The sequence below is a fragment of the Massilia oculi genome (genome assembly GCF_017582745.1).
GTDB classification, from domain to species: domain Bacteria; phylum Pseudomonadota; class Gammaproteobacteria; order Burkholderiales; family Burkholderiaceae_D; genus Telluria; species Telluria oculi_A.
In genome coordinates this window covers 1-13734 of record NZ_JAFVIM010000025.1, presented here as the reverse complement: position 1 = coordinate 13734, position 13734 = coordinate 1, and the positions used below count along the sequence as shown (strand labels likewise).

The window sequence follows — 13734 nt, the reverse complement described above, 5'->3', positions numbered from 1 at the left end:
GGCGCCCGGATCGCCGTGTTGATCCCGATTCCTGTCCCGACCCCTATCTCGACTGCCGCTGCCCTATGGCGAACCTGCGCCGCTCCCTGATCATCACCTTCTTTTCGAATTCCGGGTCGACGGTCCTGAAGTTCATCGTCAGCGTCCTGCTGGCGCGCATCCTGAGCCCGACCGAGATCGGCATCTATTCGATGACGCTGGTGTTCGTGAACTTCGCCAGCGTGTTCCGCGACTTCGGCGTCACCCAGTACCTGCAGCGCGAGGACGACCTCACCCCGGACAAGATTCGCTCGGCCACCGGCATGGTATTCACCACCTCGTGGCTGATCGCGCTCGGCCTCTACCTGTCCAGCGGCGCCCTCGGGGCCTGGTTCGACGAACCCGAGATCGTGCCGGTGATGCAGGTGCTGGCGCTGGGCTTCGCCTTCATTCCCTTCGGCGCCGTCACCAACGCCCTGCTGACGCGCGAATTCCAGGCCGAGAAGCAGGCCTGGGTGAACGCCGCCGGCACCATCAGCTTCTGCGTCGCCTGCCTGGTGCTGGCCAAGATGGGCTTCGGCGCCCTGAGCCTGGCCTGGGCCAACCTGATCAACATCCTGGCCTGCGTGCTGGCCTTCGCCATGGTGCGTCCGCGCGACCTGCCCTGGCTGCCGTCGTTCAAGCACTGGCGCAGCGTGGCCCGCTTCGGCCTCGGCTCGCTGCTGTCGAACAGCGCCACCGCGATCAATAACGCGATTCCCGACGTCCTGCTCGGCAAGCTCGGTTCGGCGGCCCAGGTGGGCCTGCTCAGCCGCGCCAATTCGACGGTCCAGATCTTCATCCACGTGGCCGGGTCGACCGTCAGCTATGGCGCGATCTCCTACCTGGCCCAGACCTTCCACCGCGGCGAATCGCTGGCGCCGGTGCTGACCCGCGCCACGGTGCTGCTGACCGGCGTCGGCTGGGCCGCGCTGGCCCTGACCGCGGTGCTCGGCCACGACATCGTGCTGGCCCTGTACGGCCCGACCTGGCTCGAGGCGGTGCCGGCCATCCTGCCGCTGACCCTGGCGGCGGCGGCGATGATGGCCTTCCACTACATCCCGATGGCGGTGACCGCGATCGGCCGCCCCTACCTGAGCGCGATCCCGATCCTGGCCACCCTGCTGGCGCGTGTCGGCTTCGCCGTGATGCTGTACGATGGCTCGCTGGTGGGATTCGCCTGGGCCTTGTGCGCGGCGACCTTCGCCAGCACGCCGCTGGTGGCGATCCAGCAGAGCCGCTGCTTCGGCCTGGGCATGGGGCACCTGCTGCGCGCGCTGCTGCCGAGCGCCGTGGTGGCGCTGGGCAGCGGCGCCGCCGCCATGGCGCTGGCCGCGCTGCTGCCGGCGACCCTGGCGCCGCTGCTGCGCCTCCTGATCATGGCGCTGCCGCTGGCCGCGGTCTGGTACCTGCTGCTGCGCCTGACGCGCCACGAACTGGTGGGCGAGGTGGGCCGCCTGGCGGGCCCGCTCAAGAACCGGCTGGCGCTGCTGCGCCCCAACTCTTAACCATGCGCCGGCCCGCCGCGCAGACCTGAACGGACATCCGATGACCATCGACGACATCAAGACCATCCTCACCGACGTGCTCAGCCTGGGCGACGCCGGCCGCCAGCTGAACGCCGACTCGCCCCTGCTGGGCGCGCTGCCGGAACTCGACTCGATGGCGGTGATCAGCCTGATCGCCGCGCTGGAAGAACACTTCGACATCGCGATCGACGACGACGACATCAGCGCCAGCACCTTCTCCACCCTGGGCAGCCTGGCCGCTTTCGTGGACGACAAGCGCGGCGCATGAAGGCCGCCGCCGGCGCGCCGGCCGAACCCTTCTTCCTGAAGGCGGACGGCGGCCAGCGCTTCTGCCTCTACCACCCGCCGGCCGGCCCGGCGCGCGGGGCGCTGCTGTACGTGCATCCCTTCGCCGAAGAGCTGAACCGCGCGCGCCGCATGGCGGCGCTGCAGGCGCGCGCCTTCGCCGCGGCCGGCCACGCCGTGCTGCAGATCGACCTGGCCGGCTGCGGCGACAGCAGCGGCGACTTCGGCGACGCGCGCTGGGATGTATGGCAAGCCGACCTGGCGCTGGCCGCGGCCTGGCTCCGCGAGAAAACCGACGCGCCGCTGCGGCTGTGGGGCCTGCGCCTGGGCGCCCTGCTGGCGCTGGACCATGCGCGCACGGCCGCGCACCCGGTGGCCGGCATGCTGCTGTGGCAGCCGGTGCTCAAGGGTTCCACCTACCTGACGCAATTCCTGCGCCTGCGCCTGGCCGGCGCACTGCTGGCCGACGGCGACGCCGGCCCCGGCATCAATACCTCGGCGCTGCGCACGGCGCTGCAGAACGGCGAAACGCTCGAGATCGCGGGCTACGACCTCGATCCACGCCTGGCGGCCGCGCTCGACGCGCTCGATCCGCTGGATGCGTTCCGGCCGGCCTGCCCGGTCGACTGGATCGAAGCGGTGGCGCAGCCGGGCGCGGGCCCGGCGCCCGGCGCCGCGCGCGCCGCCGCCGCCTGGCAGGCGGCCGGGATCGACCTGCGCCTGCACCCGGTCCACGGCGCGCCGTTCTGGACCACCACCGAGATCACCGAGAACGCGGCCTGGCTCGACGCCGGCACGGCCGCCCTGGAGGCGCGACTGCATGGTCATTGAAGACGTGGAGACGGTGCACATGGAAGCCGCTGGCGGGCCGGCCCCGCAACTGGAAGAACGCGCGCTCGTCTTCGACTGCGGCGGAGCGCGGCTGTACGGCATCCTGAGCCTGCCCGCCGGCAAAGCACCCGCGACCCGCGGCGTGCTGGTGGTCGTGGGCGGCCCGCAATACCGGGCCGGCAGCCACCGCCAGTTCACCCTGCTGGCGCGCGACCTGGCGCAAGACGACGTGCCGGTGCTGCGCTTCGACTACCGCGGCATGGGCGACAGCGAAGGCGCCATCCGCCCCTTCGACGAGGTCGAGGACGACCTGCGCGCCGCGCTCGACGCCTTCATGGCGGCAGTGCCGGACTTGCGCGAAGTGGTGTTGTGGGGCTTGTGCGACGCCGCCTCGGCGATCGGCATGTATGCGGCGCGCGACCCGCGCGTGGCCGGCCTGGTGCTGCTCAATCCCTGGGTGCGCACCGAGGACGGCCTGGCGCGCGCCACCCTGCGCCACTACTACCGGGCGCGCCTGCGCGATCCGGTTTTCTGGAAACAGCTGCTGCGCGGTGGCCTCGACTGGCGGCGCTCGCTGGCTTCGCTGCTGGCGCTGCTGCGCAAGGCCAGGGGCACGCCCTCTCCCGCCGGTGCAGCCGCCACCACGGCCTCGCTACCGGAACGGATGCGCGCCGGCCTGCAGGATTTTCGCGGGCAGGTGCTGCTGGTGATCTCCGGCGCCGACCTGACCGCGCGCGAATTCTGCGACCTGGCCGACGCCGACCGCGCCTGGAAAGGCGTGCTGGCCCCGCCGCGCGTGACGCGGCGCCAGATCGACGACGCCGACCATACCTTCTCGCGCCGCGCCTGGCGCGACCAGGTCGCGCGCTGGACCGCGGAGTGGTTGCGCTCCTGGTAAATCCTCAGCGGCGCAGGCAGGCGCCGAAATCCTCGAAGGCGCCGTAGGCCTTCGCCTGGCTGCGCGGGGCGCCGCACAAGTCGACGCCATCCTGGCGTGGCTTGGCGCGCTCGGCGCGCGCCGGCGCCGAGTCCTTCCAGCGGAAGTCGGCGCTAGCCGGCGCCGCGAACAGGGAACGCACCGGGTGCAATCCCGCATACGAACGCCACAAGGCCGCATCGCGGTTGTCCCCCAGGTGCAGCAGGCCGCCGTCGCGGCTGCGGATCGGACCGTCGACCAGGTTGCCGTCGATCAGTGCGCTGCTGGTGGCGAAGCGCACGTCGATGCCGGCGGTGTCGACCAGGGTGTTGTCCTCGATCCGGGTATCGGCCGCGCTGTTGAGATAGATGCCGACGTCGGAACAGCCGACCACCAGGTTGGCGCGCAAGACACCACGCTCCTGTTCCGTGATGCAGCGGCCGTCGCGGCAATACGGCTTGCCGGTGCCGCCGCCGCCCAGCGACAGGCCGACGCGCTGGCCCGGCTGGCCGGCCAGCGCCTGCTCGCACCACACCAGGTTGCGCTCGAACAGATTGCCGCTGCCGCCGCCCTTGGCGAAGGCGCCGTAGCTGATCCGATCGCCACCGGCCTTGAGGAAGTCGCGAATGATGTTGCCGCGCACCGTCCAGTCGCTGGCCGCGACCAGGTCGATCGGGGTCACCGGCTTACGCGTGGCGCGCGGCGCCGGATTGGACAGGGTGTTCGCCTCGATCAGGCCATGGTCGGGAAAGCGTCCGCCGGCGCCGTTGATCTTGAAGTGGGCGTTGAAGCCCTGCAGGGTGTTGTTGACGGCCGCGAAATGGCTGGCCGCGCCGGTCACCTGGAAGGCGTGCTCGCAATCGTCGTGGGCGGCGCAGGCGCCGTCGACGGTGAGATTCTCGAAGCGCCAGTGCGGGGCATTGACGCGGATCGCGACCGGCACGGTCGCACTCAGGGTCACCGTGCCCGGCCGGGCGGCACGCACCACGATCGGCGCCTGCGCGCCGCCGGGCCGGCTGGCCTCCAGCGCGCGATGTTCGATGCGGTAGCTGCCCGGCGCCAGCGTGATCGTCGTTCCCGGCGTGGCCGCGGCCATGGCGGCGCGCAGGCCCGCGACGTCGCGCACCAGGCCCGCGTCAAGCCCCGGCGTGCCGGCGGCCCCCGGCTGGGCGCCCAGCGTCAGGGCCGCCAGCTCGGGCGCAAGGTCGGGCGTAACCCCGCCCGGCGCGCCGCGGTCCAGCGCCAGCAGGCTGCGGCTGGCGAACTGGCCGGCGCCGACGATGACGGCATTGTGGCCGCTGCTGCGCTTTTCGATGTAGGGCGCCAGGGTGCGCGGCATCACGCCGGCGCGCTCGGCCGCGAACAGTCCCGCCGCCACGCCGCAGCCAGCGAGTATGGCTGCCGCCAGCGCCAGGCGCGCGCCACGCCTCATGCGCTGCTCTTGATGCCGTGCCGGCTCATCAGGTCATACAGGGTCGGGCGGCTCACGCCCAGTACCTCGGACGCCTTGACGATATTGCCGTCCACCCGCGCCAGCGCGCGCACGATGGCCGCGTGCTCGGCCTCGTCGCGCACCTGGCGCAGGTTCAGCGGTTCCTCGACCTGCGTGCCGTTGTCGGGCAGGCCCAGGTCGTCGGCCACGATGGTCGGGCCGTCGGCCATGATGACGGCGCGCTTGACGCAGTTTTCCATCTCGCGCACATTGCCCGGCCACTCGTAGGCTTCGATGGCGGCGATCGCGTCGGGCGCGAAATGCAGGGTCGGGCGCGATTCCTGGGCGCAGAACTTGTTCTTGAAATGGTGGGCCAGCAGTGCCGCATCGCCCTGGCGCGCGCGCAGCGGCGGGATCGTGACCACGATCTCCGACAGGCGGTAGTACAGGTCTTCGCGGAAGCGTCCGGTGCTGCACAATTCCTTGAGTTTCTGGTGAGTCGCGCACACGATGCGCACGTCGACCGGGATTTCCTCGTGGCCCCCGATGCGCTCGATCACGCGCTCCTGCAAAAAGCGCAGCAGCTTGGCCTGCAGCGCCATCGGCAGGTCGCCAACTTCATCGAGGAAGAAGGTGCCGCCGTTGGCCAGTTCGACCTTGCCCTTGGTCTGCTTGGCGGCGCCGGTAAAGGCGCCCTTCTCGTAGCCGAACAATTCGCTCTCGAGCAGGTTCTCGGGAATCGCGGCGCAGTTGATCGCCACGAAGCGTTCCTTGGCGCGCGGCGACAGCGCATGCAGCGCGCGCGCCAGCACTTCCTTGCCGGTGCCCGATTCGCCCAGGATCATCACCGAGGCCGAGGTCGGGGCCACCTTCTCGATATTGCGGCACACCTTGAGCATGCCGGCGTCGCGGCTGATCACGCCCGCCATCGGCGAGCCGGCCTGGTTCGACTGCATGCGGCGGTTTTCCATCTGCAGGTTGTGCAGGAAGAAAGCGCGCTGGATCACCAGGTTCAGCACCTCGGGCTCGCACGGCTTCTGGTGGAAATCGTAGGCGCCCATGGCGATCGCCTTGACCGCGTTGGCGCGCTCCTGGTTGCCGGTCAGGACGATCACGCGGGTGTCCGGCGCCAGCGCCAGGATCTGCTCGAGCGTGGCCAGGCCCTCGGTCGAGCCGTCCGGATCGGGCGGCAGCCCGAGGTCCATGGTGACCACCGCCGGCTCGTGGCGGCGGATCTGCGCCAGCGCGCTTTCGCGGTCGCCGGCGACGACCACGTCATAGGCATCGAAGCTCCAGCGCAGCTGCTTCTGCAGGCCAGGGTCGTCTTCGATGATCAACAGTTTCGGTTTGTTTTGGGTCACGGCTATTCCTCAGTTCACGCTGCGCGATCGATGGCGCCGGCGGCGATGCCGGCCCCGGCCTCATGGTACAACGGCAGGGTGACGGTAAAAGTGGTTCCGACCGAGGGCGTGCTGGTCAAGTCCAGCGCGCCGCCCAGCTCAGTGATGTATTCGCGGCTCTCGAACACGCCGATGCCCATGCCGGCCGGCTTGGTCGATTCGAACGGCTTGAACAGGCGCTCGCGAATGAATTGCTCGGTCATGCCGGCGCCGGTATCGGCCACCGTGATCGCCACCCGGTCGCCCCGGCGACGCACGGTGACGTTCACGCGGCCGCTCTTGGGCGTGGCCTCGATCGCGTTCTGGATCAGGTGGCCCAGCACGCGCTCGAGCCGCTCGCGGTCGGCCAGCACCATCAGGCCCTGCTGCTCGACCTGCAGCGCCGGATGCGGCTCGAGGGCGCTCTTGAGCGCGATCGCCTGGCGCACCACGGCCTCGACCGACAGGGCGCGCGGCCGCGCCGGGGCATCGTTGCGGCTCAGCTTCTGCAGCATCGACGTCATCTTCTGGATCGAATGGTCGACCGTCTCGAGCATGTCGCGCTGGAACTCCGGATTGTCGCGGTGCTTTTCGGCGTTGGCGTTCATCAGGGACAGCTGGGACACCAGGTTCTTGAGGTCGTGCACCACGAAGGTCGACATGCGGTTGAACGAGTCGAACTGGCGCGCCACCATCAATTCGTTGGCGGCGTCCTGCTGCGCCAGGTAGCTGGCGGCCTGGCTGCCCGCGATCTCGAGCAGGTCGAACACTTCCCAATTCAGGGCCACCGTGCTGCGCGCGTCCTGCAGCACCACGAAGCCGAATAGTTTCGAGTGCATGATCAGGGGCACCACCAGCCACCCGCGCGGGAATTCCTTCAGCCAGGCCGGCAGTTCGAGGTCGCCGTACTTCTCGGGCAAGGCCTTGTATTCGCGCAGGTCGATCACCCACTGGGTGGTTTCCAGGAAGCGGCAGAACTTCGAATCGGCCGGCTCGACGGCGCTGCTGGCGGCCTGCCAGCCGGCCACCGGGCGATAGGCGCCGGCGGCGCCGCTGTCCGGGGTCCCGTCGCGGCGCTGCCACAGCACCCCGCCCGGGCTTTCGACCAGGGCGCCGACCGCCTCGATCGCGCGCTCGCCGATATTGGCGCTGTGCTCGGACAAGGTGCGCGTGAAGCGCATCCATTCCTCGCGGTAGTCGTAGCCGTAGCTGTAGAAATGCTTGCTGATGAAGACCTTGAGCCAGGCGCGGAAGGTGCCCGAGAACAGGGTCCCGGCCAGCACCAGCAGCGCGCCGCACAGGAACACGACCTGCATCACGCCGCCCCAGCTGCCGCCGAAGTAGCGCAGGTAATAGCCGGCGAAGCCCATCGCCATCAGGTACAGCGCGGAGCCGAACAGCGCGGTCGAATGGAACATCACGCGCCGCGACAGCGCCAGCGCATTGGCGCGCGAGGTGCCGCGCTTGATCGCGGTGCCGATCAGCGGCATGGCCAGCGCATTGACGATGCCGCGCGCGGCCCAGGTATCCTGGTGCATCTCATGGAACAGCATCGCCTGGCTGTACATATAGAAGTCGTAGGCGAACATGGCGCCGATGCCGAGGCAGGCGAACTTGATGGCCCAGCGCTCCTGCACCGTCTTGTTGCGGTACACCTGCTCGACCAGCAGCATGCCCAGCACCGCCTGGCATACGCGCAGCGTCACGTTCGGCAGCAGGCCGTCGATATTGAGCATCAGGTCGGTGCGCAGCAGCGCCGTCGCCAGCAGCAGGCCCAGGTAGACCATGCCGCCCGCGAACACCGAGGTGCGCAGGCCGAACGGCCAGCGACTGCCTGGCTCGCGGTAGTTGCCCAGCAAAAGGAGGAGCACGACGCACCAGGCGCCGCTGCGCAGGATCTCGAGCTTGTCGGTCCAGACCGACCACAGCCCGAGACCGGACGCGGCTTCCAGCGCCAGGGCGCCGGACCAGAGCGCGGTGAGTGCGCAGGCGATCGCGACCGGCGCGACGTGGCTGCGGCCGCGCCAGATCGTCAGCAGGAGACCGATCAGCAGGAGGAAACCGACGGCGGCGACGCTATAGCTATAGACGGCAATGCTGGTCAACGTGCGCCATCCATGAGAACGTGCATTGAAAAAATCCGGGTAAGGAGGCCACACCGATGCCTGGCCCCGGCGCTACCCGGGGCGTGGTCATCAGCGCCCGCTGCGGAACAGCACGACCTTGAGGGTATTGATCAGGACCAGCACGTCGAGGAACAGGCTGTTGTTCTTGACGTAGTACAGGTCGTACTGCAGCTTTTGCAGCGCATCCTCGGCCGAGGAACCATAGCCGTAACGCACTTGCGCCCAGCCGGTGATGCCTGGCTTGATGCTATGGCGCACATTGTAATACGGCACCACCTCGATCAGTTGCTCCACGAAATAAGCACGCTCGGGACGCGGGCCGACGAAGGACATCTCGCCCTTGAGCACATTGAACACCTGGGGCAGTTCGTCGATGCGGGTCTTGCGCATGAAATTGCCGACGCGGGTGACGCGCGGATCGTTCTGGGCCGCCCACTGTGGCTTGCCGCCTTTTTCGGCATCGGTGCGCATGCTGCGGAACTTGTGCACGCGGAAGATCTTGCCGTCCTTGCCGACCCGTTCCTGCGAATAGAACACGGGGCCGCGGTCTTCCAGCCACACGGCGATCGCGGCGGCCAGCATGATCGGCAGGGTCATGACCATGATCAGGGTGCTGCACACCAGGTCGAAGCCGCGCTTCATGAAGGTGCGGATATAGCTTTGGTCGAAGCCGCCGCCGAAGACCAGCCAGCTCGGCTGCAGGGAATCGACCCGGATCTGGCAGGTTTCACGCTCGAAGAAGGTGGCGGCGTCGGTGACCTTGAGGCCTTGCAGTTTGCAGTCGAGCAATTCCTTGATGGGGAAGCTGCCGCGCCGGTTCTGCACCGAGACCACGATTTCCTGCACGCCGTATTGCTTGGCGACCTTGACCAGCGAATCGCCGTCGCGCACCTTGAGCAGGTCGCCGGTGGGCACGCAGACCTCTTCGCTGGCGACCGGGATGAAGCCGGCGATATTGTAGCGGTGGTAGCTGGTCTTTTTCTGCGCCAGCTCGCTGCACTCCTTGGCCAGCGGACCGCTGCCGAGGAACATGATGCGCGACTGCATCAGGCGCATTTCGGACGTCTTGAAGAAAATGATCCGCGCCGTGAAGATACCGACCGCCGCCAGGCCGAACACCAGCAGCAGGATGCCGCGGCCGAAATACAGGTCCGGGGCGACATAGAACACCAGGGTCAGGATCAGGAAGCCCATCAGGAAGGCGGGCATCAGCTTCATCAGGAAGGGATGACGCAGGCCTTCGTCGAAATCGAGCTGGTACATGCCCATGGCGCTCATGCTGAAGCTCACCGCCACCGCGAAGGCGATCGCCGAGGCCAGGAAGTGATCGAGCTGCAGGGCCGTCGCCGGCGCACCAACGTCCAGAAAACGCATGGCTGCACCGGCGTAGGCGGCGCCAAGCAGGATCAATATCTCTACGAACAGCAGGACGAATACGATCTTCGACACATAGTGATTAGAGATCCGAAACATGTTATTCCCCAGAATTTATTATTGCTTCACTGCTTGCTGAGTTGGCAAAACGACCGCTAGGCAAGAGCTGCATCGACAGCAGCGCGCGCATGGTCTCATACAATAGCTACAACGTGTCGCGCTCGCCAGGATCCCTGTTGTATTGACGACAAACGCCGCGATCGACGGCATCCTGGCTAACAAATTTCTGTACGCAACATTATCAATATAGCAAAGATTGAGATTTGTTTCTTTATTGCTAGATCTAGCGTGCGCGGGTGGAACTGCTTTCTTCAAAGGCTGCTCCGGCCTGGCGGCACGTCTCCTCCATTGCTCTCCTGCGAGCCAGGCCGTCACCATGGTAAGCGAACGCTGTGTAGTCTCGATGACTTGCTATATTTGCAAGAAAATCGAAGAACTGCAGTTGTGACATGCAATTTATGCATCATCAAAATGACAGTTTTTTGCTATATTTTTAACAGTAAATATAGCATGGAAACACATACGGACTCAACGATGGTTTACCGTCGCGTCAGGTCGATGCAACACGAATATGACAGCCAGCTCCCGTGCCGTCCTGCAATAAGGGAGAGAAATTTTAGCATTGACTCAACATTATGCAGCGCAACGAAGGATATCGTGCGCTATTGTTTTAAAGCCAACGTTGATATGGAGCAAGTGTGCGGCTTAGACTTTGGCTGTGGCGGCCTGAGGTGCATCGACCATTGGCATGGCGTCGGTGGCCGGCGCCTGGCGTGGGCGGCCTCCTGCGCCGATGAGCAGGGGGAAAAGCCGCGGCATCATGGTCTCGGCGATACGGTAGATGGCGACCAGCACGGCCGTGACCAGCACCGGCGCCATCACCCAGTACAGGGGGTAAGGCAAGGCACTGCCGTAACGACTGTACAGGAGCCAGGTCGCCAGCAGCACCGGTGCATGGGCCAGGAACATGAAGAAGCTGTACTTGCTCATGCCGGCCAGCCACGGTCCGAGACGGGTCGACGCCAGCCAGGCGGTAGCGGGCCAGATCAGGAAGGGGGCAACCAGGCGCAGATACGTCGTGTTCGCGACACGGAAATGCACGATGGCGGCGCAGGCGAGCAGGAACAACAGGAAGCACAGCAGCGCATGACGGTCGAGCAGGCGCAGGTTCCAGCCGCGCACGGCAGCCATGCCGCCGACGTAGAACAGCACCGCCATCAGGTCGCGCAGCACCAGCGCGCCCTCATAGTTATTGAAGAACACCACCGACACCAGGACCAGGCCCGGCCAGGCGTAATTGCGCAGCAGCCAGCCGAACGCGGGCGCCAGCACGATCAGCACCAGCAGGTCGCGCAAGAAATTCAATGGGTAATTAATAGGCGAAGCAGTCAGGCCGAAAGCCGCATTGAGCCAGGCCATCGGTTCAAAGGGCCACAGTTGCGCGGACATCTCGATACCGGCAAACAGTTGCGCCCCCAGTGCCAACGGCACCAGCGGCAGGTTAAAGCACAGGAATGGCAACAGGATCGTGCGCGCCTTCTTGCTGAACAGGCGGGCCGGCGCACGGTCGAGGGCGGCGCCGAACAGCAGGAAGCCGGAAATGACAGTCAGCACCGGAACGGTGGCGCGGAACACGGCGAGCTGGAAAAAGGCCTTGGTGGCATCGAACCAGCCATCGCCGATCTCGGCCATCGGCACGTACTGCGGCGTATGCAGCATGATGACGCCGAAGATCATGACGAAGCGCAGAAGGGCGATACGGTCGCGAAGGCCACGGTCGAGTGTCATGGAAGGTCCTCTTTCAAGAGTGCGGCGCATGCGTGCAGAGGTCGTCGCGCATGGCACGCGGTAGTGCCGGATCGGGCCTGCCGGCAATGAAGGGCCTGCCAACTCCTACTTACCTTAAAGTCAACACTGAGCAATGTCAATTGTGCGCTTGCGTCATTACACAGAATTGTGCACGACGAGGACGGAAGGGATGGACGCAAGCAGCCAGCATGCGGGTGCATGTGGAATCGTCGGAGAGGGGGAAGGAAAACGGCGGCAATGATGCCGGAATGGCGCGGCTGGCTGGGATCGAACCAGCGACCCTTGGCTTCGGAGGCCAATACTCTATCCACTGAGCTACAGCCGCGCTGGAGGCGTGACGAAGGATACAGTCTTTCCGCAAGTACGTCCATGGGGAGAGGCGGAAAAACCCCTACACCAAAGCAGGATTACACTATAATAAGATGCTTGACGGCATTTGCAAAAAGCCACTAGATCGCAGTGCCCAAGTGGCTGGTTTTTTTAATTGAATTAAGGAAATCATGAGCGACGCACACAACGAACACCAATCCCTCATCCGCACGCCAAAACAGCTCGTCGTCGCCGTCACGGGATTTTTCCTGGTAATTGTTCTAGGTATCATTTTGCTGGTCACCTTCGTGACCAGTACTGCCACCACCGGCGCCGGCACCGACAGCCAGAGCGCCGAAGCCATCTCCAACCGCATCCGCCCTGTTTCCGAAGAAGGATTCACCCTGGTCGACGCCAACGCGCCGCGCGTGCTGCAGGCCGGGGGCGCCGTCTATGCCGCCACCTGCGCGGCCTGCCACGACAGCGGAATGGCCGGCGCGCCGAAGACCGGCGACAACGGCGCCTGGGGCGCGCGCCTGGCGCAAGGCTATGACACCCTGCTGAAACACGCTATCGAAGGCATCCGCGCGATGCCGGCCAAGGGCGGCAATCCGGACCTCGACAACCTGGAAGTGGAGCGCGCCGTCGTCTTCATGACCAACAAGAGCGGCGCCAGCTTCAAGGAACCGGCCGAACCCGCGCCGGCCCCGGCTGCCGCCGAGGCGCCGGCCGACGCCACCGCGACCGCCGCCGCACCGGCCGCGCCAACCCCGGCCGCTACTCCCGCTCCGGCCGCTGCTACCGCCGCTGCCCCGGCAGCCGCGCCAGCCATTGCCAGCGCCGACGCCGGCAAGAAAGCCTACGATTCGGCCTGCATCGCCTGCCATGGCGCCGGCATCGCCGGTGCGCCGAAGTTCGGTGACAAGGCGGCCTGGACCGCACGTCTCGGCCAGGGCGCCAATGTCATGTACGAGCACGCGATCAAGGGTTTCCAGGGCAAGACCGGCTTCATGCCGCCCAAAGGCGGCTCTACCCTTCCCGATGCCGAGGTCAAGGCCGCCGTCGATTACATGGTGGCTTCGGTTAAATAATCAGCGCGCGTTGTGGACCAAACAAAAAAGCACCCATCGGGTGCTTTTTTGCTTACAGCATTTCGAACGTTATTTAAAACATCTTGAACGTTGTCGTAGCGCAACTCAACAATAAGGTAGTCGCGATCAACGTTGACGGCGTCGGCGCGTGGTCAACATTGCCATCAAGCCCAAGCCGCTCAGCAGAATGCCGGCTGGCTCAGGAACGGCATTGACCTGTTCGCTCACGTAGAAATCGAAGTTAATGCCCTGCACGCCAAGTCCGCCGACTCCCTCGGTGCCGAAAGCGTCATCCGTGGCCGGGAAGAAACCATCCCAGGGATTATTCTGATATACATCGCCGGCGAGATTATCGGATTCGATCAGCAGTTTATTATTTGAATCGAGGAAAGAAACACGGGCATCGTACAGGTTAACCACACTCATCAATTCGAGTGGGATATCGAACAGGCCGATGGCTTTGTTGCACAAATCGGCCCATCAGCGGCCGAGGCGCAGCACGGGTAAACTGACGGCATGATTGCTCCCGTAAAGCTGAAGTACCGAACGACCAACTGGAAAGACTACAACGCGGC

Annotated in this window: 11 protein-coding genes and 1 tRNA gene; 5 read left to right on the top strand and 7 right to left on the bottom strand. The window is 65.9% G+C overall.

Features of this window, described 5'->3' with window-relative positions; all coding sequences use genetic code 11:
• The first annotated feature begins 65 nt into the window (after window positions 1–65).
• From J3U95_RS23015 to J3U95_RS23000, 4 genes are read left to right on the top strand one after another with little or no spacing between them, the layout of a single operon-like run.
• Entirely contained in the window at window positions 66–1526 is a 1461-nt protein-coding gene (locus J3U95_RS23015) for an oligosaccharide flippase family protein (protein ID WP_208280967.1), read from the top strand.
• A 40-nt stretch (window positions 1527–1566) separates the two neighbouring features.
• The gene (locus J3U95_RS23010) at window positions 1567–1815 is read left to right on the top strand and encodes an acyl carrier protein (protein WP_184238549.1); all 249 of its coding nucleotides are present in this window, start codon (window positions 1567–1569) and stop codon (window positions 1813–1815) included.
• On the top strand, window positions 1812–2663 hold the full coding sequence (locus J3U95_RS23005) for a hydrolase 2, exosortase A system-associated (protein WP_208280966.1): 852 nt from the start codon (window positions 1812–1814) through the stop codon (window positions 2661–2663). Before J3U95_RS23010 ends, J3U95_RS23005 begins: the two co-directional genes overlap by 4 nt.
• A complete protein-coding gene (locus tag J3U95_RS23000) occupies window positions 2653–3561 on the top strand; it encodes a hydrolase 1, exosortase A system-associated (RefSeq protein ID WP_208280965.1) in 909 nt (302 codons plus the stop codon). Before J3U95_RS23005 ends, J3U95_RS23000 begins: the two co-directional genes overlap by 11 nt.
• Window positions 3562–3565: 4 nt before the next feature.
• Here the strand turns inward: J3U95_RS23000 and J3U95_RS22995 are convergent, their stop codons facing one another.
• The 6 genes from J3U95_RS22995 to J3U95_RS22970 form a co-directional block, all read right to left on the bottom strand.
• On the bottom strand, window positions 3566–5011 hold the full coding sequence (locus J3U95_RS22995; protein ID WP_208280964.1) for a right-handed parallel beta-helix repeat-containing protein: 1446 nt from the start codon (window positions 5009–5011) through the stop codon (window positions 3566–3568).
• Window positions 5008–6372, bottom strand: coding sequence for a PEP-CTERM-box response regulator transcription factor (prsR, locus tag J3U95_RS22990; RefSeq protein WP_208280963.1), 1365 nt, complete (start codon window positions 6370–6372; stop codon window positions 5008–5010). The genes J3U95_RS22995 and prsR overlap by 4 nt, the downstream gene beginning before the upstream one ends.
• 14 nt (window positions 6373–6386) lie before the next feature.
• Complete coding sequence (prsK, locus tag J3U95_RS22985; protein ID WP_208280962.1) at window positions 6387–8495, bottom strand: XrtA/PEP-CTERM system histidine kinase PrsK; 2109 nt, start codon at window positions 8493–8495, stop codon at window positions 6387–6389.
• Between the two features lie 90 nt (window positions 8496–8585).
• On the bottom strand, window positions 8586–9989 hold the full coding sequence (locus J3U95_RS22980; RefSeq protein ID WP_208280961.1) for a TIGR03013 family XrtA/PEP-CTERM system glycosyltransferase: 1404 nt from the start codon (window positions 9987–9989) through the stop codon (window positions 8586–8588).
• 666 nt (window positions 9990–10655) lie between these two features.
• On the bottom strand, window positions 10656–11738 hold the full coding sequence (locus J3U95_RS22975) for an acyltransferase family protein (protein WP_208280960.1): 1083 nt from the start codon (window positions 11736–11738) through the stop codon (window positions 10656–10658).
• A 270-nt stretch (window positions 11739–12008) separates the two neighbouring features.
• Window positions 12009–12084, bottom strand: a tRNA-Arg gene (locus tag J3U95_RS22970).
• Window positions 12085–12259: 175 nt separating this feature from the next.
• Here J3U95_RS22970 and J3U95_RS22965 point away from each other — a divergent pair.
• Window positions 12260–13159 (top strand): c-type cytochrome, encoded by a 900-nt coding sequence (locus J3U95_RS22965; protein WP_208280959.1) that lies wholly within the window; start codon window positions 12260–12262, stop codon window positions 13157–13159.
• Between the two features lie 126 nt (window positions 13160–13285).
• Here J3U95_RS22965 and J3U95_RS22960 read toward each other — a convergent pair whose 3' ends face one another.
• On the bottom strand, window positions 13286–13630 hold the full coding sequence (locus J3U95_RS22960) for a PEP-CTERM sorting domain-containing protein (protein WP_208280958.1): 345 nt from the start codon (window positions 13628–13630) through the stop codon (window positions 13286–13288).
• Window positions 13631–13734 lie beyond the last annotated feature (104 nt).

Coding starts and splice junctions, on each gene's coding strand:
- J3U95_RS22995 (WP_208280964.1), bottom strand. CDS start 5,011: ATGAGGCGTGGCGCGCGCCTGGCGCTGGCGGCAGCCATACTCGCTGGC.
- J3U95_RS23000 (WP_208280965.1), top strand. CDS start 2,653: ATGGTCATTGAAGACGTGGAGACGGTGCACATGGAAGCCGCTGGCGGG.
- J3U95_RS23015 (WP_208280967.1), top strand. CDS start 66: ATGGCGAACCTGCGCCGCTCCCTGATCATCACCTTCTTTTCGAATTCC.
- J3U95_RS22980 (WP_208280961.1), bottom strand. CDS start 9,989: ATGTTTCGGATCTCTAATCACTATGTGTCGAAGATCGTATTCGTCCTG.
- J3U95_RS23010 (WP_184238549.1), top strand. CDS start 1,567: ATGACCATCGACGACATCAAGACCATCCTCACCGACGTGCTCAGCCTG.
- J3U95_RS22965 (WP_208280959.1), top strand. CDS start 12,260: ATGAGCGACGCACACAACGAACACCAATCCCTCATCCGCACGCCAAAA.
- J3U95_RS23005 (WP_208280966.1), top strand. CDS start 1,812: ATGAAGGCCGCCGCCGGCGCGCCGGCCGAACCCTTCTTCCTGAAGGCG.
- J3U95_RS22975 (WP_208280960.1), bottom strand. CDS start 11,738: ATGACACTCGACCGTGGCCTTCGCGACCGTATCGCCCTTCTGCGCTTC.